At 70.9% G+C, this 23,895-nt stretch carries 23 protein-coding genes and 1 pseudogene; 3 read left to right on the forward strand and 21 right to left on the reverse strand.

All coding sequences use genetic code 11. The annotated features are described in order from the left end of the window. Window positions 1–211: 211 nt before the first annotated feature. Together IF99_RS0104270 and IF99_RS0104275 are read right to left on the reverse strand one after the other, a co-directional pair. Complete coding sequence (locus IF99_RS0104270) at window positions 212–514, reverse strand: STAS domain-containing protein (RefSeq protein WP_007821973.1); 303 nt, start codon at window positions 512–514, stop codon at window positions 212–214. A gap of 206 nt (window positions 515–720) precedes the next feature. Then, complete coding sequence (locus tag IF99_RS0104275) at window positions 721–1,569, reverse strand: 3-hydroxyacyl-CoA dehydrogenase family protein (RefSeq protein WP_030994962.1); 849 nt, start codon at window positions 1,567–1,569, stop codon at window positions 721–723. 292 nt (window positions 1,570–1,861) lie between these two features. On the opposite strand from IF99_RS0104275, the gene IF99_RS0104280 reads away from it, so the two are divergent. Next, complete coding sequence (locus IF99_RS0104280) at window positions 1,862–2,434, forward strand: cob(I)yrinic acid a,c-diamide adenosyltransferase (RefSeq protein WP_030994963.1); 573 nt, start codon at window positions 1,862–1,864, stop codon at window positions 2,432–2,434. Between the two features lie 89 nt (window positions 2,435–2,523). On the opposite strand, the gene IF99_RS0104285 is transcribed toward IF99_RS0104280, so the two are convergent. Further along, a complete protein-coding gene (locus IF99_RS0104285) occupies window positions 2,524–2,961 on the reverse strand; it encodes a PPOX class F420-dependent oxidoreductase (protein WP_030994964.1) in 438 nt (145 codons plus the stop codon). 110 nt (window positions 2,962–3,071) lie between these two features. Here IF99_RS0104285 and IF99_RS32015 point away from each other — a divergent pair, with 110 nt between their 5' ends. Beyond that, complete coding sequence (locus tag IF99_RS32015; protein ID WP_234340584.1) at window positions 3,072–3,470, forward strand: response regulator transcription factor; 399 nt, start codon at window positions 3,072–3,074, stop codon at window positions 3,468–3,470. 130 nt (window positions 3,471–3,600) lie between these two features. Beyond that, window positions 3,601–5,466, forward strand: coding sequence for a glycoside hydrolase family 18 chitinase (locus IF99_RS0104290; protein ID WP_030994965.1), 1,866 nt, complete (start codon window positions 3,601–3,603; stop codon window positions 5,464–5,466). Window positions 5,467–5,896: 430 nt separating this feature from the next. Here IF99_RS0104290 and IF99_RS0104295 read toward each other — a convergent pair whose 3' ends face one another. The 18 genes and pseudogenes from IF99_RS0104295 to rho form a co-directional block, all read right to left on the reverse strand. Next, a complete protein-coding gene (locus tag IF99_RS0104295; RefSeq protein ID WP_030994966.1) occupies window positions 5,897–6,343 on the reverse strand; it encodes a DUF2550 domain-containing protein in 447 nt (148 codons plus the stop codon). Window positions 6,344–6,483: 140 nt separating this feature from the next. Beyond that, a complete protein-coding gene (locus IF99_RS0104300) occupies window positions 6,484–6,858 on the reverse strand; it encodes a F0F1 ATP synthase subunit epsilon (protein WP_030994967.1) in 375 nt (124 codons plus the stop codon). Window positions 6,859–7,020: 162 nt separating this feature from the next. Next, complete coding sequence (atpD, locus tag IF99_RS0104305; protein WP_030994968.1) at window positions 7,021–8,463, reverse strand: F0F1 ATP synthase subunit beta; 1,443 nt, start codon at window positions 8,461–8,463, stop codon at window positions 7,021–7,023. Continuing rightward, a complete protein-coding gene (locus IF99_RS0104310) occupies window positions 8,463–9,380 on the reverse strand; it encodes a F0F1 ATP synthase subunit gamma (protein ID WP_030994970.1) in 918 nt (305 codons plus the stop codon). Before IF99_RS0104310 ends, atpD begins: the two co-directional genes overlap by 1 nt. Before the next feature lie 20 nt (window positions 9,381–9,400). Next, entirely contained in the window at window positions 9,401–10,993 is a 1,593-nt protein-coding gene (gene atpA, locus IF99_RS0104315) for a F0F1 ATP synthase subunit alpha (protein ID WP_030994971.1), read from the reverse strand. A 229-nt stretch (window positions 10,994–11,222) separates the two neighbouring features. Further along, on the reverse strand, window positions 11,223–12,038 hold the full coding sequence (locus tag IF99_RS0104320; RefSeq protein WP_030994972.1) for a F0F1 ATP synthase subunit delta: 816 nt from the start codon (window positions 12,036–12,038) through the stop codon (window positions 11,223–11,225). Then, window positions 12,035–12,580: a F0F1 ATP synthase subunit B gene (locus IF99_RS0104325; protein ID WP_030994973.1), complete on the reverse strand. Its 546-nt coding sequence runs from the start codon at window positions 12,578–12,580 to the stop codon at window positions 12,035–12,037. Before IF99_RS0104325 ends, IF99_RS0104320 begins: the two co-directional genes overlap by 4 nt. 41 nt (window positions 12,581–12,621) lie before the next feature. Then, the gene (locus tag IF99_RS0104330) at window positions 12,622–12,873 is read right to left on the reverse strand and encodes an ATP synthase subunit C (protein WP_030994974.1); all 252 of its coding nucleotides are present in this window, start codon (window positions 12,871–12,873) and stop codon (window positions 12,622–12,624) included. A gap of 76 nt (window positions 12,874–12,949) precedes the next feature. Then, entirely contained in the window at window positions 12,950–13,771 is an 822-nt protein-coding gene (atpB, locus tag IF99_RS0104335; RefSeq protein WP_030994975.1) for a F0F1 ATP synthase subunit A, read from the reverse strand. 225 nt (window positions 13,772–13,996) lie between these two features. Continuing rightward, complete coding sequence (locus tag IF99_RS0104340) at window positions 13,997–14,437, reverse strand: hypothetical protein (RefSeq protein ID WP_030994976.1); 441 nt, start codon at window positions 14,435–14,437, stop codon at window positions 13,997–13,999. 354 nt (window positions 14,438–14,791) lie between these two features. Next, window positions 14,792–16,141 carry an MraY family glycosyltransferase gene (locus tag IF99_RS0104345; RefSeq protein ID WP_030994977.1) on the reverse strand — a complete coding sequence of 450 codons (1,350 nt, stop codon included), beginning with the start codon at window positions 16,139–16,141 and terminating at the stop codon, window positions 14,792–14,794. A gap of 214 nt (window positions 16,142–16,355) precedes the next feature. Beyond that, window positions 16,356–17,000: a low molecular weight phosphatase family protein gene (locus tag IF99_RS0104350; RefSeq protein ID WP_030994978.1), complete on the reverse strand. Its 645-nt coding sequence runs from the start codon at window positions 16,998–17,000 to the stop codon at window positions 16,356–16,358. Further along, window positions 16,997–17,644: an L-threonylcarbamoyladenylate synthase gene (locus IF99_RS0104355; RefSeq protein WP_030994979.1), complete on the reverse strand. Its 648-nt coding sequence runs from the start codon at window positions 17,642–17,644 to the stop codon at window positions 16,997–16,999. The genes IF99_RS0104350 and IF99_RS0104355 overlap by 4 nt, the downstream gene beginning before the upstream one ends. 136 nt (window positions 17,645–17,780) lie before the next feature. Then, window positions 17,781–18,626 carry a peptide chain release factor N(5)-glutamine methyltransferase gene (gene prmC / locus IF99_RS0104360; RefSeq protein WP_030994980.1) on the reverse strand — a complete coding sequence of 282 codons (846 nt, stop codon included), beginning with the start codon at window positions 18,624–18,626 and terminating at the stop codon, window positions 17,781–17,783. 115 nt (window positions 18,627–18,741) lie between these two features. Then, window positions 18,742–19,815 (reverse strand): peptide chain release factor 1, encoded by a 1,074-nt coding sequence (prfA, locus tag IF99_RS0104365; protein ID WP_030994981.1) that lies wholly within the window; start codon window positions 19,813–19,815, stop codon window positions 18,742–18,744. A gap of 153 nt (window positions 19,816–19,968) precedes the next feature. Beyond that, window positions 19,969–20,196, reverse strand: a complete 228-nt coding sequence (gene rpmE / locus IF99_RS0104370; RefSeq protein WP_030994982.1) for a 50S ribosomal protein L31 — start codon at window positions 20,194–20,196, stop codon at window positions 19,969–19,971. 303 nt (window positions 20,197–20,499) lie between these two features. Continuing rightward, a pseudogene (locus tag IF99_RS0104375) lies at window positions 20,500–21,429 on the reverse strand (LCP family protein); the annotation flags it as partial. Window positions 21,430–21,741: 312 nt separating this feature from the next. Beyond that, window positions 21,742–23,787, reverse strand: coding sequence for a transcription termination factor Rho (gene rho / locus IF99_RS0104380; protein WP_030994985.1), 2,046 nt, complete (start codon window positions 23,785–23,787; stop codon window positions 21,742–21,744). Between the last annotated feature and the right edge of the window lie 108 nt (window positions 23,788–23,895).

Here is a 23,895-nt window from a genome sequence, read left to right on the forward strand (position 1 = left end):
CCACAATTCCCCCCGCACCGAAGAATTCCGTCCCGCACCGAAGAAGCACGCCTCGCACCGAAAATCCGGCCCGCACCAAAAAACAAGCCCCTCCGGCGCTTGAGGAGCGGGGCCCGGGGCGGAGCCCCGAAACCGGGGCCCGGGGCGAAGCCCCGTGACGGCACCCCCGGCGAGCCCGCACCAACGCCCCCGCCCCCACCCCCGGCATCCGCTACGGCGCAACCGCCTCGATGGCCAGAATCCGGTGCAACCGCGTCGCCACCAACAGCCTCTGCATCTGCGCCGGCACCGCCCGCAGCACGAGCCGCCGCCCGCACCGCCCCGCCCTGCGGTGCGCTCCCATGATCACCCCGAGCCCCGTCGCATCCCAGGAGTCCAGCTCGGAGAGGTCGAGCACGAGATCCCCCACCCCGTCGTCCACCGCGGAGTGCAGGATCGAACGGGCGTCCGCCGCGCTGCGGACATCGAGGCGGCCCCCGACGACCAGCTCGCTGTGGTCGCCCCTGATGTGCATAACCCACTCCCCGATGTGTCCATGTCAGCCAACGCGTGTCCCTGTATGTCACAGCAACTGACTGTCGTCCCGGAACAGAAGTTGCCGCCTGTGAGCGAACCGATACCGAATTCACCCCGAAGGGTGAGGCGGCGTCCACGAGGAACGCCGCCACTCCCCGTCGCCCGAAGGCCCTTACGAAGGCCCCGGGAGGACCCCCGCGAAGATCAGTGCGTGTAGAAGCCCTGCCCGCTCTTGCGGCCGATGTCACCGGCGTCCACCATCCGGCGCATCTGCTCGGGAGCCGCGAACTTCTCGTCCTGCGACTCCGTGTAGATGTTGTCGGCGGCGTGCAGCAGAATGTCGACGCCCGTGAGGTCGGCGGTGGCGAGCGGCCCCATCGCGTGGCCGAAGCCGAGCTTGCAGGCGAGGTCGATGTCCTCGGCGCTCGCGACGCCGGACTCCTCCAGCTTGGCCGCCTCGACGACGAGCGCGGTGATGAGCCGGGTGGTCACGAAACCGGCGACGTCGCGGTTGACGACGATGCAGGTCTTGCCGACGGACTCGGCGAACTCCCTTGCGCGGGCGAGGGTTTCGTCGCTCGTCTTGTACCCGCGCACCAGCTCGCAGAGCGCCATCATCGGCACCGGCGAGAAGAAGTGCGTGCCCACGACGCGCTCGGGGCGCGAGGTGACGGCGGCGATCTTGGTGATCGGGATGGCGGAGGTGTTCGACGCGAGGACGGCGTCGTCCTTCACGAGGCCGTCGAGGGCGCGGAAGATCTCGTGCTTGACGTCGAGCTTCTCGAAGACCGCCTCGACGACGATCCCGGCCTCGGCGGCGACGTCGAGGTCCGTGGTCGTGGTGATCCGCGCGAGAGCGGCCTCCGCGTCGTCGGCGGCGAGCTTGCCCTTGGAGACGAACTTGTCGTACGAGGCCTTGATGGCGTCCGTGCCCCGGGTCAGTGCCGCGTCGGTGACGTCCCGCAGCGCCACCTCCCAGCCGGCCTGCGCGGCGACCTGCGCGATGCCGGACCCCATGAGCCCCGCCCCGACGACGACGAGCTTCTTTGCCACTTCCGCACCTCTTTGTGTCGATTCGGCTGTGTTGACGGCCCGTATTGTTCCGGCGCGTGGCCGGGCAACGCGGACCCCTGCGGGGCCGCCCCGCGGTCGTGCCGCCGTGACGGCGGCGGGCGCCGCTCGTGCCGCCCGCCGGTGACGCCGGTTCAGTCACCGTCCCCGGGCGGAGGTTAACGCCGTTGCGGCGCCCGGTGGTGACGAAGAGATGCGCGTCACGTCCCCCGGGACGTACATCACACAATCGCCCGAACCAGGTCGTGCGCGGCGCTCCCGTTAGGCTGGCCGCATGGTCCATCTGACCCGTATCTACACCCGCACCGGCGACAAGGGCACGACGGCGCTCGGCGACATGTCCCGTACCGCCAAGACCGATCCCCGCATCGCCGCCTACGCGGACGCGAACGAGGCGAACGCCGCGCTCGGCACGGCGCTCGCGCTCGGGCGGCTCGACGCGGAGATCGCCGCGGTCCTGACGCGGGTGCAGAACGACCTCTTCGACGTGGGCGCCGACCTGTGCACGCCCGTCGTCGAGAACCCCGCGCACCCGCCGCTGCGCGTCGAGCAGGCGTACGTGGACCGTCTCGAAGCGGACTGCGACCGCTTCCTCGCACCGCTCCCCAAGCTCGACAGCTTCATCCTTCCGGGTGGCACGCCGGGCGCGGCGCTGCTGCACCAGGCGTGCACGGTGGTACGGCGCGCGGAGCGCTCGACGTGGGCGGCCCTGGAGACGTTCGGCGAGACGATGAACCCGCTCACGGCGACGTACCTCAACCGCCTCTCCGACCTGCTCTTCATCCTGGCCCGGACGGCGAACACGGAACGCGGGGACGTGCTGTGGGTGCCGGGCGGGGAGCGCTAGTCCCCTGAGGCGGGAGACAGGAGGGGCCCGGCGCGCCCGCCCGCGCCGAGCCCCCGCCGGAGTCCCGCCTCGTGGCATCCGGCTCGCGCTCAGACGCCGCCCCAGCCGTAGGCGTGGTCGATCGTGAAGGAGACGACCAGGCGGCCGTCCTCGACCATGACCCGGCGGTACTCGTCCCAGTCGGGGTGCTCGCCGCCGACGGCGCGGTACAGGTCGACGAGTTCCTCCACGGTCGCGTCGTCCGGGGCGGCGGCGACGGGGGTGAGCGTCGCGGTCCCCTCGTAGACGCCGTAGGCGCCGCCGTCCGCGCTCGTGACGTACAGGCTGATACGGGGATCGCGGCGCAGGTTGCGGACCTTGGCGCGGTCGTGGGTGGTGGAGAAGCGGACGCGGCCCGTGGCGGGGTCGTGGGCGAAGTCGACGGTGGAGACCTGGGGGCGGCCGTCCTTCTTCAGGGTCAGCACGCCGCCCCGGCCGCGTTCGCCGAGGAGCGCGAGGACAGAGGTGCGGGCGTCGTTCGAGGGCATGTCCGGTCCTTCGTTCGGTCGCTGCGGAGTCCGGCGCCCGAGGTCACGGTCACGGACCACGGTCGCGCCGGGTGGCCAGGCGACCGTACCCGGCCCGACCGCCGGGACCGGTGAACTCGTCGCGACCGCAAGGACCGTGGCCGCCGGGGCGGTGTCGTGGGCCCCACCGTGACGCCTCGGCTGCTCGCGGAACGCGCGCGCGGCGGTACGGGGCGGGAGCGACCGGTGCCCGTGAGCCTCGCGACGCGCTCACGTCCCGCGAGCGGGAGGCGCTGAGCCGCCTCGGGGAAGGGAGCGGGAACGCGGAGATCGCGGAGCGGACCGGCGTCGCCGAGGGCACGGTGACACCCGACGTAAGCCAACTGCTCGCGAAGCCCGGGCCACGCGACCGCCTTCAAGCATCTGCCCTGGCCAGGGACTTGAGCCTTCAGGCGGGACGGCCCACCGTACGCCCGTCGCGGGGCCGCTCACCCGTGCGCCCCCGGCTACTTTTGGTCCAGACCTCTTGACCGCTGGTCCAGACCTTTCTACGCTCCCCCCATCTGCGGTGAGCATGTCACCCCTCCCCCGAGGACGGCGTGTTCACGGGCGTCGCAGGGTTCCACCCCCACCGTCGGTGCTCAACTCCTGGAGTACACCTTGAGTTCAGGAACTCCCCGCAGACCGGGCCGTCTGCGCAACAGAGTCCTCGCCGGACTCACGACCCTGATCCTCCCCCTGACCGCCCTCGTCGGTCTCGGCGCGTCCCCCGCGCAGGCCGCCGAAGGCGCCACCGCGAGCTACACCCGTACCCAGGACTGGGGCAGCGGCTTCGAGGGCAAGTGGACGGTGAAGAACACCGGCACCACGAGCCTGAGCGGCTGGACCCTGGAGTGGGACTTCCCCTCCGGCACCAAGGTCACTTCGGCCTGGGACGCGGACGTCACCAACTCGGGCGACCACTGGACCGCGAAGAACAAGAGCTGGGCGGGCAGCCTCGCCCCCGGCGCCTCCGTCTCCTTCGGCTTCAACGGCACGGGCTCCGGCTCCCCCGCCGGCTGCAAGCTCAACGGCGGTTCCTGCGACGGCACGACGACCCCCGGCGACACCCCGCCCACCGCGCCGGGCACGCCGACCGCCTCGGCGATCACGGACACCTCCGCCAAGCTGAGCTGGAGCGCCGCGAGCGACGACAAGGGCGTCAAGAACTACGACGTGCTGCGCGACGGCGCCAAGGTCGCGACGGTGACGACGACCTCGTACACCGACTCCTCCCTCAAGGCCGGTACGGACTACTCCTACACCGTCCAGGCGCGTGACACCGCCGACCAGACGGGCCCCGTCTCGGGCGCCGTCAAGGTCCGCACGACGGGTGGCGGCGGCACTGACCCGGGCAACCCGGGCACCGGCGGCGGCAAGGTCAAGCTCGGGTACTTCACCGAGTGGGGCGTCTACGACCGCAACTACCACGTGAAGAACCTGGAGACCTCGGGCTCCGCCGGGAAGATCACGCACATCAACTACTCGTTCGGCAACGTCACCGGCGGCAAGTGCGTCATGGGCGACTCCTACGCGGCCACCGACAAGGCGTACACCGCCGACCAGTCCGTGGACGGCGTGGCCGACACCTGGGACCAGCCGCTGCGCGGCAACTTCAACCAGCTCCGCAAGCTCAAGGCCAAGCACCCCGGCCTGAAGGTCCTGTGGTCCTTCGGCGGCTGGACCTGGTCCGGCGGCTTCACCGACGCGGCGAAGAACCCGACGGCCTTCGCCCAGTCCTGCAAGGCGCTCGTCGAGGACCCGCGCTGGGCCGACGTCTTCGACGGCATTGACATCGACTGGGAGTACCCGAACGCCTGCGGCCTCACCTGTGACACGAGCGGCCCGGCCGCGCTCAAGAACCTCGCCTCCGCGCTCCGCACGACCTTCGGCAAGGACTACCTCGTCACCGCCGCGATCACGGCGGACGGCAGCGCGGGCGGCAAGATCGACGCCGCCGACTACGCGGGCGCCTCGCAGTCCTTCGACTGGTACAACGTCATGACGTACGACTTCTTCGGCGCCTGGGACGCGCAGGGCCCGACCGCCCCGCACTCCCCGCTCACCTCGTACAGCGGCATCCCGAAGGCCGGCTTCACCTCGGCCGACGCGATCGCCAAGCTCAAGGCGCAGGGCGTCCCGGCCGCGAAGCTCCTGCTCGGCATCGGCTTCTACGGGCGCGGCTGGACCGGCGTCACGCAGGACGCCCCCGGCGGCACCGCGAGCGGGCCCGCCCCCGGCAAGTACGAGCAGGGCATCGAGGACTACAAGGTGCTCAAGACGAGCTGCCCGGCCACCGGCACGGTCGCGGGCACCGCGTACGCCCACTGCGGCACCCAGTGGTGGAGCTACGACACCCCGGCGACGATCAAGAGCAAGATGGCGTGGGCCAAGAGCCAGAACCTCGGCGGCGCCTTCTTCTGGGAGTTCAGCGGCGACACCAGCAACGGCGAACTCGTCACGGCGATCAACGACGGCCTGAAGTGATCCGCACGCACCACTGAGCCACCCCCCGCGAACGAAGCCGGGGAGACGGGAACGCCCCCCGCCTCCCCGGCTTCTCGCGTCGTGCGGCGCGGTCGGAGGGACGCGTCGTGCGGCCGGGTTCACGGCGCCGGGGTCGCGGGACCAGGTGCACCGGGTCAGGGTCACGCGACCAGGCGTCGGGGGCCGATCTCCCGGCGGCCCGGCTCCACGCGTGGCGCGGTCGCGGCGGGCCCGGCCTCCCGGTCGGACGGCGGCCCGCCTCCCCGGCCACCACGGAACACGGCACACCACGCCGCACCACAGGCCATGCCCCACGCGCCACGGCACCGCCCCGCGGGCCACAGCACGCTCCCCGCACAGGCCAGCTCTCGCTCGTACGCCCGAAGTGCCCCCGCCCCACGCGAGGTTGACCAGCGCTCGCCCCCCGCTGCTACGCCACGTTCACGCGCTGTCCCGGAGGGGCCGCCTCCAGCCACGCGAGGAAGCCGGTCAGCGCGTCCTCGCTCATCGCGAGTTCGAGCCGCGTGCCCCGGTGGAGACAGCCGAGCACCACCGCGTCCGACAGGAGCGCGAGTTCCTCCTCGCCCTCCGGCAGGCGGCGGTCGGTCACCTCGATCTCGGAGCGCTCCAGGAGCCGGCGCGGGCGCGGCGAGTAGGAGAAGACGCGGAACCAGGCGACGCGGTCGCCGTTGTAGCGGGCGACCCCGTAGATCCAGCCCTTGCCGTTCGCGTCGCCGCGCGCGGGCGCGTTCCACCGCAGCGAGCAGTCGAAGGTGCCGCCCGAGCGCTGGATGAGCCGTCGGCGCAGCCCGAAGACGAACAGTCCCGCCGCCACCAGGACCACGACCAGCCCGCACACCAGGAGAGTGAGGAACACCAGTACCGACCTCCTCGCCTCTTCGATGACGGTTGTGCGGGCCCCCGGGAAAAGGGCTCACCCTATGGTTTCAGCCGCGGCCCGGTCTGGACGGATCCAGGCCGGGCCGCGGCTGAGGTACTACGTTATCGCGCGTGCGGTCAGTGCGACGCCGCCGCCCGCAGCCGGACCTCGGCCCGGCGCTCGGCGGAGGCGTCCGCGTCCGACTTGGCACGCTCCAGCGCGCGCTCGGCACGCTGGACGTCGATCTCCTCGGACAGCTCCGCGATCTCCGCGAGCAGCGACAGCTTGTTGTCCGCGAAGGACAGGAAGCCGCCGTGCACCGCGACGACGACGGTGCCGCCCTCGGTGGTACGGATCGTCACCGGGCCCGACTCCAGCACACCAAGGATCGGCTGGTGACCGGGCATGACGCCGATGTCGCCGGAGGTGGTGCGGGCGACGACGAGGGTGGCCTCGCCGGACCAGACACTGCGGTCCGCGGCCACCAGCTCGACATGCAGTTCAGCAGCCAAGAGGTGCTCCTCGGGTCACCACCCGGCGCGCCGGCCGGGTGTGGGAAAAGATTCTACGGGGCGGGTACGGCCCCAGGGGCGCGAACCCCGGGCCGGGGCACACGCGCCCCGGGTGCCGCCGGCCGGGACGGTGCCCGGCCGGACGGCGGTGGAGCGGCGGGGTCAGGAGACGCCCAGCTCCTTGGCGTTGGCCTTCAGGTCCTCGATGCCACCGCAGAGGAAGAACGCCTGCTCCGGGAAGTGGTCGAACTCGCCGTCGCAGATCGCGTTGAAGGCCGCGATCGACTCGTCCAGCGGCACGTCCGAGCCGTCCACGCCGGTGAACTGCTTGGCGACGTGGGTGTTCTGGGACAGGAAGCGCTCGACACGACGGGCGCGCGAGACGACCAGCTTGTCCTCCTCGCCCAGCTCGTCCATACCGAGGATGGCGATGATGTCCTGGAGGTCCTTGTACTTCTGAAGGATGTTCTTGACCCGCATGGCGGTGTCGTAGTGGTCCTTCGCGATGTACCGCGGGTCCAGGATGCGGGACGTGGAGTCCAGCGGGTCCACGGCCGGGTAGATGCCCTTCTCGGAGATCGGGCGGGAGAGCACCGTCGTCGCGTCGAGGTGCGCGAAGGTGGTCGCCGGGGCCGGGTCCGTGAGGTCGTCGGCGGGCACGTAGATCGCCTGCATCGAGGTGATGGAGTGACCACGGGTCGAGGTGATGCGCTCCTGGAGGAGACCCATCTCGTCGGCCAGGTTCGGCTGGTAGCCCACCGCGGAGGGCATGCGGCCGAGCAGCGTGGAGACCTCGGAACCGGCCTGCGTGAAGCGGAAGATGTTGTCGATGAAGAACAGCACGTCCTGCTTCTGGACGTCGCGGAAGTACTCGGCCATGGTCAGGCCGGCGAGCGCGACGCGCAGACGGGTCCCCGGGGGCTCGTCCATCTGGCCGAAGACCAGCGCGGTCTTGTCGATGACGCCCGAGTCGCTCATCTCGTCGATGAGGTCGTTGCCCTCACGGGTGCGCTCACCGACACCAGCGAACACCGAGACACCGTCGTGGTTGTTGGCGACGCGGTAGATCATCTCCTGGATGAGCACCGTCTTGCCGACACCGGCACCACCGAACAGACCGATCTTGCCGCCCTTGACGTACGGGGTCAGCAGGTCGATGACCTTGATGCCGGTCTCGAACATCTCGGTCTTCGACTCGAGCTCGTCGAACTTCGGCGCGGTGCGGTGGATCGCCCAGCGCTCGCCGATGTTCGCGTTCTCCTCCGGCTTGTTCAGCACCTCGCCGAGGGTGTTGAACACCTTGCCCTTGGTGAACTCGCCGACCGGGACCTTGATGCCCTCGCCGGTGTCGGTCACCGGGGCCTGGCGGACCAGGCCGTCGGTGGGCTGCATGGAGATCGCGCGGACCAGGCCGTCACCCAGGTGCTGGGCGACCTCGAGGGTCAGCGTCTTGCGCGTGCCCTCCTCGGCCGGGTCGTCGATGTCCACGTGCAGCGCGTTGTAAATGTCCGGCATCGCGTCGACGGGGAACTCCACGTCGACGACCGGGCCGATCACCCGGGCGACGCGGCCCGTCGCGACGGCCGTCTCCACACTGGTCGTCATTACTTTTCACTCCCCGCGTTCGCGTCGGCCAGGGCACTGGAGCCACCGACGATCTCGCTGATTTCCTGGGTGATTTCGGCCTGGCGGGCCTGGTTGGCGAGCCGGGACAGCGTGTTGATCAGCTCTCCGGCGTTGTCCGTGGCCGACTTCATCGCGCGCCGCGTGGCAGCGTGCTTGGAGGCGGCGGACTGGAGCAGCGCGTTGTAGATCCTGCTCTCGACGTACCGCGGCAGCAGGGCGTCGAGGACGTCCTCCGCCGAGGGCTCGAAGTCGAAGAGCGGGCGAATCTCGCCCTCCGGCGCCGCTTCCTTCTTGACCTCGTCGAGACTGAGCGGCAGGAGCCGGTCGTCCCGCGCGGTCTGCGTCATCATCGAGATGAACTCGGTGTAGACCAGGTGGAGTTCGTCCACGCCGCCCTCGGCCGTGTCCTTCTCGATGGCCTCGATCAGCGGCGCTGCCACCGTCTTGGCGTCGGCGTAGGTCGGCTCATCCGTGAAGCCGGTCCACGAACCCGCGAGGGCACGCTCACGGAAGTTGTAGTGCGCGATGCCGCGCCGGCCGACGACATAGATGTCGACCGTGCGGCCCGCGGCCTCCAGCTTCGCGGTCAGCCGCTCCGCCTGCTTGAGCGCGTTGGCGTTGAAGGCACCGGCCAGACCGCGGTCGCTGGCGAGTACCAGGACAGCGCTGCGGACGGGCTTCTCGGCCTCGGTGGTCAGCGGGTGCTGCGTGTTCGAGCCGGTCGCGACCGCCGTGACCGCGCGGGTCAGCTCGGTCGCGTACGGGGTCGACGCCGCCACCTTGCGCTGCGCCTTGACGATGCGCGAGGCGGCGATCATCTCCATCGCCTTGGTGATCTTCTTGGTCGCCGAGACGGACCGGATACGCCGCTTGTAGACCCGGAGCTGGGCTCCCATGAGTCAGGTCCCTTCGGTCGTCACTTGGCGGCGGTCGCGGAGGCGTCGTCGCCCAGCAGCTTGCCGTCCGAGGTCTGGAACTGCTTCTTGAACTCGTCGACCGCGTCGCCGACCGCCGTGAGGGTGTCGTCCGACATCTTGGCGCCCTCCTTGATGGAGGTGAGGAGCGGCTGCCGCGTCTGGTGCAGCCAGCCGATCAGCTCCTTCTCGAAGCGGCGCACGTCGGGGACGGGCACCTCGTCCATCTTGCCGTTGGTACCGGCCCAGATGGAGACGACCTGGTCCTCGGTGGCCATCGGCTGGTACTGGTCCTGCTTGAGCAGTTCCACGAGGCGCTGACCGCGGGCGAGCTGCGCCTTCGAGGCGGCGTCCAGGTCGGAACCGAAGGCCGCGAAGGACTCCAGCTCGCGGTACTGGGCGAGGTCCAGGCGCAGACGCCCGGAGACCTGCCGCATCGCCTTGTGCTGGGCGGAGCCACCGACGCGGGAGACCGAGATACCGACGTTCAGCGCGGGACGCTGACCGGCGTTGAAGAGGTCGGACTCCAGGAAGCACTGGCCGTCGGTGATGGAGATGACGTTGGTCGGGATGAACGCCGAGACGTCGTTGGCCTTCGTCTCGACGATCGGCAGACCCGTCATCGAACCGGCGCCCAGGTCGTCGGAGAGCTTCGCGCAGCGCTCCAGGAGACGCGAGTGCAGGTAGAAGACGTCACCCGGGTACGCCTCGCGCCCCGGCGGGCGGCGCAGCAGGAGGGAGACGGCGCGGTAGGCGTCGGCCTGCTTCGACAGGTCGTCGAAGATGATCAGGACGTGCTTGCCGTCGTACATCCAGTGCTGGCCGATGGCCGAGCCGGTGTACGGGGCGAGGTACTTGAAGCCGGCCGGGTCGGAGGCCGGCGAGGCGACGATCGTCGTGTACTCGAGCGCGCCGGCCTCTTCGAGGGAGCTGCGCACCGAGGCGATGGTGGAGCCCTTCTGGCCGATGGCGACGTAGATGCAGCGGACCTGCTTCTTGGGGTCGCCCGACTCCCAGTTGGCCCGCTGGTTGATGATCGTGTCGACGGCCAGCGCGGTCTTGCCGGTCTGGCGGTCGCCGATGATCAGCTGACGCTGGCCGCGGCCGATCGGGGTCATGGCGTCGACGGCCTTGTAGCCCGTCTCCATCGGCTCGTGGACCGACTTGCGCTGCATGACGGTGGGAGCCTGAAGCTCCAGCGCGCGGCGACCGCTGGTCTCGATCTCGCCGAGGCCGTCGATCGGGTTGCCCAGCGGGTCGACGACACGGCCGAGGTAGCCGTCGCCGACGCCGACCGAGAGGACCTCGCCGGTACGCGTGACCGGCTGTCCCTCCTCGACGCCGCTGAACTCGCCGAGGACGATGGCACCGATCTCGCGCTCCTCGAGGTTGAGGGCGAGGCCGAGGGTGCCGTCCTCGAACTTCAGAAGTTCATTCGCCATCGCCGAGGGCAGCCCCTCGACGCGGGCGATGCCGTCGCCCGCGGTGGTGACAGTGCCGACCTCCTCGCGCGAGGCCGCGTCCGGCTTGTACGACTGGACGAAGTTCTCCAGTGCGTCCCGGATCTCCTCCGGCCGGATCGTGAGCTCCGCCATCTGAGTTCCCTGCTCTCCTTGTTGGGCCCGAAGTCTTTGGGGGTTCCTGGGGGAACCCCCCAGAACTTCTTCATCCTGTGGACGGCCCAACCGGGCCGTTTGATCGTGCATGTCTACAGCTGCTCGGCGCCGGGCGCCGAAGCCGCTCGGCGTCCGGGCCGGGGCCGCTCGGTCTCCGCGACCACTCGGGTCCGCGGACCCGGCCGCGCCGGCCGGGCGCCGTGGCCGGTCAGCCCGCCATCCGGCGGCTGACCTCTTCGATACGGTCGGCGAGAGAGCCGTTGATGACCTCGTCACCGATCTGGACGCGGATGCCACCGAGGACTTCCGGGTCCACATCGAGGTTGAGGTGCAGCTCCTTGCCGTACAGCTTCGCCAGGGACCGCGCGAGGCGGTCGCGCTGGGCGACGCTGAGGGGTACCGCGGAGGTGACCACGGCCACGAGCCGGTTGCGGCGCTCGGCGGCGAGCCGGGCGAGCGCTTCCAGTCCGCTTTCCAGGCTACGTCCTCGGGGGTGTGCCACGAGCCGGGCGAGAAGACGCTCGGTGCTCGCGTGGGCACGGCCCGCGAGAAGGTTGCGCACCAGGCCCGCACGCGCCTCGGCCGGAGCCGAGTCGTCGGTGAGCGCGGCACGCAGCGCGTGGTCGGAGACGACGATCCGGCCGAAGCGGAAGATCTCGTCCTCCACGTCGTCCAGGCCGCCGGCCCGCTGCGCGGCGGTCAGCTCGGCGAGGTTCGCCAGCTCCTCCAGGGCGTCCGTGAGGTCGCGCGAACGCGACCAGCGGGAGCGCACCAGACCGGCGACGAGGTCGGCGGTGGGACCGCTGACCTGGCCGCCGAGCAGGCGCTGGGCGAGCTGCGCCTTGGCCTCGGCGGGCTGCGCCGGGTCGGTGAGGACCCGACGCAGGGACACCTCGCGGTCGAGCAGCGTGGTGGTCGCCGTCAGCTCCTCGGCCAGCGTCGTGGCGTCGGCGGACGTCGAGTCCGTCAGCGCGTCGAGACGCTGGACCGCGGCCGACAGCGCCTCGCGGCTCGCTCCGTTCATCGTGCCGCCTCAGCCTTCGCGTCGAGTTCGTCGAGGAAACGGTCGATCGTGCGGCTCTGGCGGGCGTGGTCCTCGAGGGACTCGCCGACCAGCTTGCCGGCCAGTTCGGTCGCCAGGCGGCCGACGTCCTGGCGCAGGGTGGTCGCCGCGGCCTTGCGGTCCGCCTCGATCTGGGCGTGACCGGCGGCGATGATCTCCTCACGCTGCCGCTGGCCTTCCGCGCGCATCTCGGCGATGAGCGTGGCGCCCTGTTCCTGCGCCTCGGACCGCAGCCGGGCGGCCTCGTGGCGGGCCTCGGCGAGCTGGGCCTTGTACTGCTCCAGCACGCTGTCGGCCTCGGTACGAGCGGCCTCGGCCTTCTCCATCCCGCCCTCGATGGCCTCACGGCGCTCGTCCAGAACCTTGTTGATGTTCGGGAGGAGCTTCCAGGCGAGGAGGCCGAAGACGATGACGAAGGCGAGGGCGCCGATGACCAGCTCGGGGATCGGCGGGACGAGGGGGTTCTCCGCGTCCTCAGCCGCGAGCATCAGCAGTGAGCTCACTTGGGTGCCTTCCGTCTAGTGGGCGTACGTGATCGGGGTGATCAGGAGCCGTAGACGAACGGCATGACCAGACCGATGAGGGCGAGCGCCTCACAGAAGGCGAAGCCGAGGATCTGGTTGGCGCGGATCAGGCCGGCCGCTTCGGGCTGACGGGCGAGCGCCTGGGTGCCGTTGCCGAAGATGATGCCGACGCCGACGCCGGGGCCGATGGCCGCGAGGCCGTAGCCGATGGACCCGAGAGCCTTGAGGTCACCGGTAACGCCAGAGGCGGCGAGGGTCTGGAGAGCGGACATGCCGGTTCTTCCTTCTCTTTCATGGGCCGGTGGGGGTTGGCCACCGGACGTTCAGGGGGGCTGGACGAGGGGTCGCTCAGTGGTGCTCGGCGACGGCGCCCTGGAGGAAAGTGCAGGTCAGGAGAACGAAGACGTACGCCTGAAGGGCCTGGATGAACAGCTCGAAGGCGGTCATCACGATGGTCATGATGAACGAGATGCCGGCGTAGGCGAAGCCGATGCCGTGCAGCAGGTACCAGCTCGCGATCGTGAAGAGCAGGATCAGCGTGTGGCCCGCGAACATGTTGGCGAAGAGTCGGACCGCGTGCGTGAAGGGACGCACGAGCAGGTTCGAGAACAGCTCGATGAAGGCGGCGAGGTAGGCGACCGGGCCGAGCGACTTGTCGAAGCCGGTCACGTTCTTCCAGAAGCCGACGAAGCCGTGCCGCTTGAAGGTGAGGCTGATCCAGGTCACATAGACGAGGAGAGCGAGGATGGCGGGGTAGGAGATGATCGCCGTGACCGGGAACTGGGCGACCGGGATGATCGACCAGAGGTTCATCATCCAGACGAAGAAGAAGAGGGAGACGACGAGCGGGACCCACCTCTCGCCCTCCTTCTTGCCCATGGTCTCGTAGACGACCCCGCGCCGGATGAAGTCGTAACCGGCCTCCGCGACCATCTGGAGCTTGCCGGGGACGACCTTCGGCTTGCGGAAGGCGGCCCAGAAGAAGCCGACGATGACGAGCGAGCCCACAAGCGCGAGCAGCATCGTCTTGTTGAAGTAAAGACTGCTGTCCGCGTCGCCCCAGAGCGGCTTGAACAGGAACGAGTGCAGGCCGGGGGCCGGGAAGCCGCATCCCTCGAAGATGTGGCAGTCGGTCTCGAAGGCGAGCACCTGCGTCGGGTCAGCACTCACCGCGGGCTCCTTCAGCGTGGCGCATAGGTACGGCAACCTCGTGGTGTCGGCGCGGCGCGGAGCCGCTGGTCGGCACGGGACTGGTGTTACGGGTGTGGGGACGGCTCTCGCTCGACGAGCCTCGCGGTCCAGCAGGACGAGGCTCGGATGGCCGCGTCCGCGATGCCGCAGTTGGAACCGGACAATAGCAGTCGCGTCGGCGACCCTTTATCCCGCCCCTACCCCTCATGCGCGGGACCCCGTCTTCGGCCCGTTCCCGGCCTTGTCGGCGGCCTCCGGGTCGACGTAGAGGATCTTCGCCTTCGTGTGCGCGCGGGCCTGTGCCGCGACCCAGATCAAGGTCCCCGCCACGATGACGGCGGCGAAGACCTTGGGGTCGAAGAGATCGGTGTCCTTGAAGACGGCCACGAACACGAAGAGCAGCAGAAGCTGGCCCGTGTAGAGCGCGAGCCCCATGCCCTGGAAGATCTGCGGGTACGTGCGGCCCACCCACTGCAGGAGCGCGAGGCCACCGCCCATGAACAGCAGCACGATGACGGTCGCGACCACGGCGCCGAGGGCTCCCTTTCCGCCTGCCACGAGCGCGCTGACGACAGCGGCGACCGCGCCGGCGGCGGCTGTGGGCACAGCGGTCCGCTGGAGGAGGAGGGTGTCCTGGGAGGGCATGGCGGCAACTCCGCTACGTGGGTGGGCAAAGCACAGGGGTACTGCACAAGGGGGTCTCGTCGGGGACGAGCGTAGACCGGGCGGGAGGCGGAAACCTCCGGGTGACAAAGGTCAACGAGCCGTCACAGCAGGGCTCTTCGACTCCGTTCCCCCGGCCTCGTGAACGCTATCACAAACTATTTGATGAGGTCTTTACCTCGAACGTGTGCTAGTTGTCACACGTGAGCGCTAATTCACCGCGCAGCGCGTGACCCTCCCTCAACTTGTCTGCTATTAAGGGGATTTTGCCAGCGGTTGAGACGGCTCAGCACGTCCAGGTGAACTCCCCGCGGAGCCCGTGACCTTTTCCCGCTCTCACTGCCGCGAGCCCGCCGAGTGCGCCGGGTCCCGCTTCTCGTAGGCGCCGAGTGCCGTCGCCCCGTGGGCGGTACGCGCCGGGGCGTCCCCCTCCGCCGCCGCGTCCACGGCGGTCGCCGCTGCCTCCGCCCTGGCCCGCCGCAGCGCCGCCCTGCGCCGCCGGTAACGCGGCGGCACGGCTTTCTCCGCCCACTGGGGCACCCGGGGCTGGAAACGCGGCAGCAGGAGCAGGACGAGACCGACCGCGCTCCCCGCCATGATCGCGAGCACGATCCACATCGAGGCCGAGTTCACCGAGTAGGCGAGCGTCCCGAAGGAGATGAGCGCGCACCAGAAGTACATGATCAGCACGGCCCGGGACTTGGAGTGGCCGAGCTGCAACAGACGGTGGTGGAGGTGGCCCCGGTCGGCGGCGAAGGGCGACTGGCCGCGCCACGTCCGCCGCACCACCGCGAGCACGAGGTCCACCGCGGGCACCGCGATGATCGACAGGGGCAGCAGGAGCGGGATGTACGAGGGCACCATCTCGTGGACCGAGGCCCGCTCGGAACCCGTGAAGAGGTTGAGGGCGTCCGGCTCGACCTGCCCGGTGATCGAGATGCCGCCCGCGGCGAGCACGAGGCCGATGAGCATCGAGCCCGAGTCGCCCATGAAGATCCGGGCGGGAGGCATGTTGTGCGGCAGGAAGCCGAGGCACATGCCGATGAGGATCGCCGAGAAGAGCGTCGCCGGTGCCGCCGCCTCGATGGCGTGCCCGTACCAGATGCGGTAGGCGTACAGGAAGAACGCGCCCGCCGCGATGCAGACCATGCCGGCCGCGAGGCCGTCGAGGCCGTCCACGAAGTTGACCGCGTTGACCGTGACGAGGACGAGCGCGACCGTGAGCAGATTGCCCTGCCAGGCGCTCAGCAGGATCGTGCCCTCGCCCGGGATCGGCAGCCACAGGATGGTGAGGCCCTGGACGACCATGACACCGGCCGCGATGAGCTGACCGCCGAGCTTCACGAGGGCGTCGATCTCGTACTTGTCGTCGAGCACGCCGACGATCCAGATGATCGCGGCGCCCGAGAGCAGGGCCCTGGGCTCGTGCGAGGACGTGAAGACGCTGTTGAGGTTCGTGAGGTGGTCGGCGACGAGCAGCCCCGCGCACAGCCCCGCGAACATCGCGATGCCCCCGAGCCGGGGTGTCGGTTCGCGGTGCACGTCCCGGGCCCGGATCTCGGTCATGGCACCCGCGACGATGGCGAACTTCCGCACCGGTCCGGTCAGCAGATAGGTCACCGCCATCGTGATGCAGAGCGTCAGCAGGTATTCACGCACGGGCTTCCCCACAGATCGAGCGGCCATCCTCCAGCGCACACCTTAGCTTCGCGCGCATACCGCCTTGACCTTCCGGGTAGCCCCTCTGGTTGTCCCGAAAGGCCCCCGTAGCGGGTCACGGGCTCACGGAGCGCCCCAAACTCCCCGCACCGCACATCCGTCGCACGAGGGACGTCCTCCGCCCCCGGACGGCAGGCGGTTGAGGGCGCGCGGCCCCCGTCCGCCCGGGCGTCTTCCCGCCTCAGCGGGCCAGTTCGGCGCCGGTCAGGGCGTTGATCACGGGATCGAGGGCCTCGCTGATCTCCCCGCCGATCGCCTCGAAGAAGGTCAGCGGCGCCCCGTAGGGATCGTGCACCTCGTCCGCCTCGGGCGTGGGCGCGAGCAGCCAGCCGCGCAGCGCCGCGGCGGCCCGTACGAGCGCGCGCGCACGGCCCGCGAGGTCGGCGGTGTCCGGCAGCGTCGCGGGGTCTATCGCCCGCACGAGACGGGTGAACTCCTTGAGCGTGAAGGTCCGCAGACCCGCCGAGTGCCCCATCGAGATCACCTGGGCCCGGTGGTCCCTGGTCGCGGTGAGGACGAGGTCGGCGTGGATCACGTGCCCGTCGAGCAGCTCCCTGGCGCGGAAGCCCGCCGGGTCGGCGCCCAGTTCGCTCAGCACGGCCGCCGCGTTCTCCTCCATGGGCGCGCCCTCGTGCCCCCACGTGCCCGCGCTCTCCACGATCAGCTCGGCGCCCGCCCGCGTCCCGAGCCGGGCCGCCAGGGCGTGACGGGTCAGCCGCTCGGTGATCGGCGAGCGGCACACGTTCCCGGTGCTGACGTGGAGGATGCGGAAGGGAGGGTCGGGCGGGTCCCCGGGTATGTCCCGTCCTTCGCCGGGGGCCGTCAACTGGCCACCTTGAGATGGGGTACCACCTTGCGCAGCTCTTCGGCGTCGATGACCCCGGCGCGCAGGAGGACGGGCACCTCGCCGCTCACGTCGACGATGGAGGAAGGAACGTTTCCGGACGTGGGACCGCCGTCGAGGTAGACGGAGACGGAGTCGCCGAGCATCTCCTGGGCGGCGTCGCAGGTCTCGGGCGCGGGGTGCCCGGTGAGGTTGGCCGAGGAGACGGCCATCGGGCCGAATTCGGTGAGGAGTTCGATCGCGACGGGGTGCAGCGGCATACGGACCGCGACGGTGCCGCGGGTCTCCCCGAGGTCCCAGGCGAGCGAGGGCTGGTGGCGGGCGACGAGCGTGAGACCGCCGGGCCAGAAGGCGTCGACGAGGTCCCAGGCGGTCTCGGAGAAGTCCGTGACGAGGCCGTGCAGGGTGTTCGGGGAGCCGATGAGCACGGGCGAGGGCATGTTGCGTCCGCGGCCCTTGGCGGTGAGCAGGTCGCCGACCGCCTCGCTGCTGAAGGCGTCGGCGCCGATGCCGTAGACGGTGTCGGTCGGCAGGACGACGAGTTCGCCCCGACGGACGGCGGCGGTGGCCTCGCGCAGGCCGGTGGCGCGGTCGGTCGCGTCGTCGCAGTCGTATCGCCGTGCCATCAGCGGGTCTCCTGTTCGCGGGGAAGGTGCGGGGGGTCGTACGGGGTCCTGGCGGGGTCGTGCGGGGGCTGGACGGGGCCGCACGGGCGCTGGGCGGGGTCGTGCGGGCTCCGGCGGGGGTCGCGCGGGTCCGGGCTCACGGCAGGGCCTTGCGGGCCGTCGCGAAGCGCGGGCGGTTGTTGAGGTCGGGGTGGTCGGCCGCGTCGGCCCAGCCGCGCTCCTCGGTGAAGAGCCACGGCACCTGCCCGCCCTGGGTGTCGGCGTGCTCGACGACGACGACCCCGCCGGGGCGCAGCAGGCGGTGCGCGGTGCGCTCGATGCGGCGGATCGTGTCGAGACCGTCCTCGCCGGAGAAAAGCGCCATCTCGGGGTCGTGGTCGCGGGCCTCGGGCGCCACGTACTCCCACTCGGTGAGCGGGATGTACGGCGGGTTGGAGATCACGAGATCGACCTGCCCGTCGAGTTCGGGCAGGGCCGCGAAGGCGTCGCCCTGATGCAGCTGGACGCGGGAGCCCTGGACGTTCCTGCGGGTCCACACGAGGGCGTCCTCGCTCAGCTCGACGGCGTGCACCGTGGAGCGCGGCACCTCTTGCGCGAGGGCGAGGGCGATGGCCCCCGAGCCCGTGCACAGGTCCACGACCAGCGGTTCGACGACGTCCATCGCGCGGACGGCGTCTATGGCCCAGCCGACGACGGACTCGGTCTCCGGCCTGGGCACGAAGACCCCGGGGCCCACCTGGAGCTCCAGGTAGCGGAAGTAGGCCCGGCCGGTGATGTGCTGGAGCGGTTCGCGCGCCTCGCGGCGGGCGATCGCCTCCCAGTAGCGGGCGTCGAAGTCGGCGTCCGGGACGCTGTGCAGTTCCCCGCGCTTGACGTCGTGCACGTACGCGGCGAGTTCCTCCGCGTCGTTGCGGGGAGAGGGCACACCGGCGGCGGCGAGCCGCTGGGTGGCCTGGGCCACCTCGGCGAGCAGGAGGTTCACGCGCCTGTCCTTCCTGTGGCGCCGGCGCCGCCGGCTGCCGCGGCCCGCGGGGGGCCGGCTTCGGTCACACGCTCGTAGGACGTCGTACGGGACCGGAGAGCGGCCCCGCGCACGGTCACGCCGCGGCGAGCTTGGCCGCGGAGTCCGCGTCCACGCACGCCTGGATCACCGCGTCGAGGTCCCCGTCGAGCACCTGGTCGAGGTTGTACGCCTTGTAGCCGACGCGGTGGTCGGAGATGCGGTTCTCGGGGAAGTTGTACGTCCGGATCTTCTCCGAGCGGTCCACGGTGCGCACCTGGCTGCGGCGCGCGTCCGCCGCCTCGCGCTCGGCCTCCTCCTGGGCCGCCGCCAGGAGCCGGGAGCGCAGGATGCGCAGGGCCTGCTCCTTGTTCTGGAGCTGGCTCTTCTCGTTCTGGCAGGAGGCGACGACGCCGGTGGGCAGGTGCGTGATGCGCACGGCCGAGTCGGTCGTGTTGACGGACTGGCCGCCGGGGCCCGAGGAGCGGTAGACGTCGATGCGCAGGTCGTTGGGGTTGATCGCGACATCGACCTCCTCGGCCTCGGGGGTCACGAGGACCCCGGCGGCCGAGGTGTGGATGCGGCCCTGGGACTCGGTCGAGGGCACGCGCTGCACGCGGTGCACGCCGCCCTCGTACTTCATCCGCGCCCAGACGCCCTGGCCCGGCTCGGCGGTGGCGTTGCCCTTCGTCTTCACGGCGACCTGGACGTCCTTGTAGCCGCCCAGCTCGGACTCGGTGGCGTCGAGGATCTCGGTCTTCCAGCCGACCCGCTCGGCGTACCGCAGGTACATGCGCAGCAGATCCCCGGCGAAGAGAGCGGACTCGTCGCCGCCCGCGCCCGCCTTGATCTCCAGGATGACGTCCTTGTCGTCGCTCGGGTCGCGCGGGACGAGCAGGAGGCGCAGTTTCTCGGTCAGCTCCTCGCGGCGCTCGTCGAGCTCCTTGACCTCGGCGGCGAACTCGGGGTCCTCGGCCGCGAGTTCGCGGGCCGTCGCGATGTCGTCCCCGGTGGCGCGCCAGGCCCGGTAGGTGCCGACGATGGGCGTCAGCTCGGCGTAGCGCTTGCTGAGCCGCCGGGCGTTGGCCTGGTCGGCGTGGACGGAGGGGTCGGCGAGTTTCTGCTCCAGTTCGGCGTGCTCGCCGATGAGTTCCTCGACCGCCTCGAACATTCTCCGGGCTCCAAATCGCGTACGTGGGAGGGCTGCGGGCTGAACCGCGAGGGGGGACCGCTGGGGGCCGGTGGCGCCGGGGGGCGCCACCGCCGAAAAAGCGCCGGCCCCGGCCGCCCCGAGGGGCGGCCGAGGACCGGCGCGTTCGGCTCGCTACTTCTTGGCGGAGCCGGCGGCGGCCTTGCCGAAGCGGGCCTCGAAGCGGGCCACGCGGCCGCCGGTGTCGAGGATCTTCTGCTTGCCCGTGTAGAACGGGTGGCACTCGGAGCACACGTCGGCGCGGATGGTGCCGGACGGGACGGTGCTACGGGTCGTGAACGACGCGCCACAGGTGCAGCTGACCTGCGTCTCGACGTACTCGGGGTGGATGTCGCGCTTCAAGGTGTCTCCTAGGTTCTGGAGGGTGCCGGGTCGCGGAGCCGGGAATGGCGCCACGTGAACCGGGACCGACGTACCAGTTTGCCAGCACTGGCCGCATCCCCCAAAACCGGGGTGGGGGCGCTCGTATTCCCGTCCGGGGGGCGCCCGCCGGTACCGGCGGGCGGCCCGGGGGGGGGCGAGGGCCCGCGGCCGCCCACCGCCCCCCCGCCACCCCCCTCAAGGGGGTCAAGGCCTCCGGGACGACGATGGTGACGCTGCCCGTCGCCTACGACCCCCAGAACGCCAACCGCGTGCTCCCCCGACGGTCTTGACGCCCTTGAGCGAGGTGCCGAACCTGGCGAGCCCGCTCACCGAGTCGAGCCCCGAGTCGGTCGTGAGAGCGCTCGTCGCCGCGCCCGCGAGCTTGTACGCCTTCGCGGGGTTGCCGAGCACGCCGACGTGCTTGACGCGCTCCATGAGCGCCTTGACGAACGCCTGCTGGAGCTGGATGCGGCCGAGGTCGCTGCCGTCGCCGACGCCGTGCCGGGTCCGGACGAGGCCGAGCGACTGCTCGCCGTCCAGGGTGTGCTTGCCCGCGGTGAGGTCGAGGTGGCTGGAGGCGTCCTGGATGGGCTTCGTGGTGGTGAGCGGGACGCCGCCGAGCGCGTTCACGAGCTTCTTGAAGCCCGTGAAGTCGACCTCGACGTAGTGGTCCATGCGGATGCCGGACATCGACTCGACGGTCTTGACGGCGCAGGCGGGCCCGCCGGCCGCGTAGGCGCTGTTGAACATCGCCTCGCTCGCGGCCGGGACGCTCTTCCCGTCGTCCGTGGTGCACGCGGGCCGGTCCACGAGGGTGTCGCGGGGGATCGAGACGACGCTCGCCTTCTTGTGGCCCTCGTAGACGTGCACGACCATCGCCGTGTCCGAGCGCGCGCCGCCCTCGTCGCGCCCGTACTCGCCGTTGCTGCCCGAGCGCGAGTCCGAGCCGAGGACGAGGATGTCCATCGAGCCGTTGTCGGTGTCGGCGGGCCGGTCCTTGCCGAGCGCCGCGTCGATGTCGACGCCCTTGATGTTGTGGTCGAGGTGCCAGTACGCGTAGCCGAGGCCCGAGCCGCCGAGTACGACGACGCCGGCGGCCGCCCAGGCGGCGATCAGGAGGCCCTTGCGGCGGGCGCGCGGCTTGCGGCGGCGCCCCTTGCCGCCCCTGCGGGGGCGGGACCCCTCCTCGGGGCTTGCGGGGGTGTCGGTCATGCGCTCCTCAGCTCTGTCGCGTGGCTCCCCCGTCCCGGGCGGCTCACGTCGGCGCGCCCGGATCGTGCCAGCGTCGCACAACGGGCTGTGCGCACGACGGAGCCCGCCTCGACCGGTCCGTGCCTCTTACACGCGAGCTGCCTGCGGTTTTCCGGCCCGGCACGGGAACGGGGCCGCTCACGCGCTGTGGCGAAGGACACGCGGCCGGGGGCAGGGCCGACGGGCGCGGGCAGCGCGAAGGCCGGGGGCCGCCCTCCCTCGTGGGAAAGCGGCCCCCGGCCTTCGCTCAGGTCCCCGCGGGTCCTCGGGACCTCACTCGCCACCGTTGCCGGTGCCGGGCGTGGTCTTCTGGATCTGGAGCAGGAACTCCGCGTTGGACTTGGTCTTCTTCATCCGGTCCAGGAGCAGTTCGATCGCCTGCTGCTGGTCGAGCGCGTGGAGCACCCGACGCAGCTTCCAGACGATGCCCAGCTCGTCACCGGCGAGGAGGATCTCCTCCTTGCGGGTGCCGGAGGCGTCGACGTTGACCGCGGGGAAGATCCGCTTGTCCGCGAGCTTGCGGTCCAGGACGAGCTCCATGTTGCCCGTGCCCTTGAACTCCTCGAAGATCACGTCGTCCATGCGCGAGCCGGTCTCGACGAGCGCGGTGGCGAGGATGGTGAGCGAGCCGCCGTCCTCGATGTTGCGCGCGGCGCCGAAGAAGCGCTTGGGCGGGTAGAGCGCAGTGGAGTCGACACCACCGGAGAGGATGCGCCCGGAGGCCGGGGCCGCCAGGTTGTAGGCACGGCCGAGGCGGGTGATCGAGTCGAGGAGCACGACGACGTCGTGGCCCAGCTCGACGAGCCGCTTCGCCCGCTCGATCGCCAGCTCGGCGACCGTGGTGTGGTCCTCGGCGGGCCGGTCGAAGGTCGAGGAGATGACCTCGCCCTTCACCGAGCGCTGCATGTCGGTGACCTCTTCGGGCCGCTCGTCGACGAGGACGACCATGAGGTGGCACTCGGGGTTGTTCGTGGTGATCGCGTTGGCGACCGCCTGCATGATCATGGTCTTGCCGGTCTTCGGCGGGGCCACGATCAGCCCGCGCTGGCCCTTGCCGATCGGGGCGACGAGGTCGATGATCCGCGTGGTCAGCACCCCGGGGTCGGTCTCCAGGCGGAGCCGGTCCTGCGGGTAGAGCGGGGTGAGCTTCTGGAACTCGGGGCGGCCTCGCCCGGTCTCCGGCGCCATGCCGTTGACCGAGTCGAGGCGCACGAGCGCGTTGAACTTCTCGCGCCGCTCGCCGTCCTTGGGCTGGCGCACCGCGCCGGTGACGTGGTCGCCCTTGCGCAGGCCGTTCTTGCGGACCTGGGCGAGCGAGACGTACACGTCGTTCGGGCCGGGCAGGTAGCCGGAGGTCCGGATGAACGCGTAGTTGTCGAGGATGTCGAGGATGCCCGCGACGGGGATCAGGACGTCGTCCTCGTTGACCTGCGGCTCGTTGATCTCGTCGCGCCCGCGACGGCCCCGGCGGTCGCGGTAGCGGCCCCGGCGGCCACGGCGTCCGCCGTCGTCGTCGAAGTCGTCCTGCGGCCGGTTGTCGTGCTGCTTCTGGCGGTTCTGGTTGCCGCCGCCGCCCTGCTGGTCGTCGCCCTTGTTGCCGCGGCGGTTGTTGTCGCGGTCGCGGCCGTCGCGGTTGTTGTCGCGGCCGTCGCGGTCGCGGCCCCTGCGGCGGTCGCGGTCGCGGCCCGAGCGGCCCTCGGCGTTGTCGCCGTCGTGCTGACCGTGCTGCCCGCCCTGCTGGCCGCCGTCCTGGCGGTCCTGCTTGGCGCGGTTGTCACGGTTCTCGCGGTTCCCGCGGTCGTCGCGGTTCTCGCGCTGCGGCTGCTCGGCGGCCTGCGGCTGCTCGGTGGCGGCCTCGGGGCTGCCGGCCTCGGCCGTGGCGCGGCGCCTGCGGCGCTGCTCGCCGCCCGGGACCTCGCTGGCGGGCTGGCCGGGGATGTCGATCTGCTGCTGTCCGGCCTCGGAGGGCTGCGCCTGCTCCGTGGCGGGAGGGGCGGCCTCCTTCGGGGCCTCCTCGCCGGTGCGCGCCTTGGAGGTGGTGCGGCGCTTCGGCTTGGTCTCGGCGCCCGGCTCCGCCGCGGGCGCGCCCGTGCCGGACTGCGCCTCCTTGATGGCGTCGATCAGCTGGCTCTTGCGCATCCGCGCGGTGCCCTTGATCTTGAGCCCTGAGGCGACCTGCTGGAGTTCGGCCAGCACCATGCCCTCAAGCCCTGTGCCGCGGCGGCGCCGGGTCCCTGTGGAGGGGGCGGCGTCCGTGGTGGGCGCAGCCTCGGCCGCGCTGTCGGCACTCACGCCCATCAGATCGGTGGTGTCGCTCACGAAGGGTCCTTCCCTGGAGCGGACGTCGGCCTGTCTGGCTCGGCGACCGGTTGTGCTGTCCGGCTGTGGTCCTCTGTGAAGGGGATGCGCCGGGGCGATGGACCGCCA

It is taken from the genome of Streptomyces sp. NRRL F-5630, from assembly GCF_000719475.1.
Classification (GTDB): Bacteria; Actinomycetota; Actinomycetes; order Streptomycetales; family Streptomycetaceae; genus Streptomyces.

What these genes read in the sequence shown, in the direction of transcription:
- IF99_RS0104280 (WP_030994963.1), top strand. Translation starts at nt 1,862, where the DNA reads ATGGTCCATCTGACCCGTATCTACACCCGCACCGGCGACAAGGGCACG.
- IF99_RS0104330 (WP_030994974.1), bottom strand. Translation starts at nt 12,873, where the DNA reads ATGTCCGCTCTCCAGACCCTCGCCGCCTCTGGCGTTACCGGTGACCTC.
- atpD (WP_030994968.1), bottom strand. Translation starts at nt 8,463, where the DNA reads ATGACGACCAGTGTGGAGACGGCCGTCGCGACGGGCCGCGTCGCCCGG.
- IF99_RS0104355 (WP_030994979.1), bottom strand. Translation starts at nt 17,644, where the DNA reads ATGGCACGGCGATACGACTGCGACGACGCGACCGACCGCGCCACCGGC.
- IF99_RS0104310 (WP_030994970.1), bottom strand. Translation starts at nt 9,380, where the DNA reads ATGGGAGCCCAGCTCCGGGTCTACAAGCGGCGTATCCGGTCCGTCTCG.
- IF99_RS0104285 (WP_030994964.1), bottom strand. Translation starts at nt 2,961, where the DNA reads ATGCCCTCGAACGACGCCCGCACCTCTGTCCTCGCGCTCCTCGGCGAA.
- IF99_RS0104340 (WP_030994976.1), bottom strand. Translation starts at nt 14,437, where the DNA reads ATGCCCTCCCAGGACACCCTCCTCCTCCAGCGGACCGCTGTGCCCACA.
- IF99_RS0104345 (WP_030994977.1), bottom strand. Translation starts at nt 16,141, where the DNA reads ATGGCCGCTCGATCTGTGGGGAAGCCCGTGCGTGAATACCTGCTGACG.
- atpA (WP_030994971.1), bottom strand. Translation starts at nt 10,993, where the DNA reads ATGGCGGAGCTCACGATCCGGCCGGAGGAGATCCGGGACGCACTGGAG.
- IF99_RS0104320 (WP_030994972.1), bottom strand. Translation starts at nt 12,038, where the DNA reads ATGAACGGAGCGAGCCGCGAGGCGCTGTCGGCCGCGGTCCAGCGTCTC.
- prfA (WP_030994981.1), bottom strand. Translation starts at nt 19,815, where the DNA reads ATGTTCGAGGCGGTCGAGGAACTCATCGGCGAGCACGCCGAACTGGAG.
- IF99_RS0104270 (WP_007821973.1), bottom strand. Translation starts at nt 514, where the DNA reads ATGCACATCAGGGGCGACCACAGCGAGCTGGTCGTCGGGGGCCGCCTC.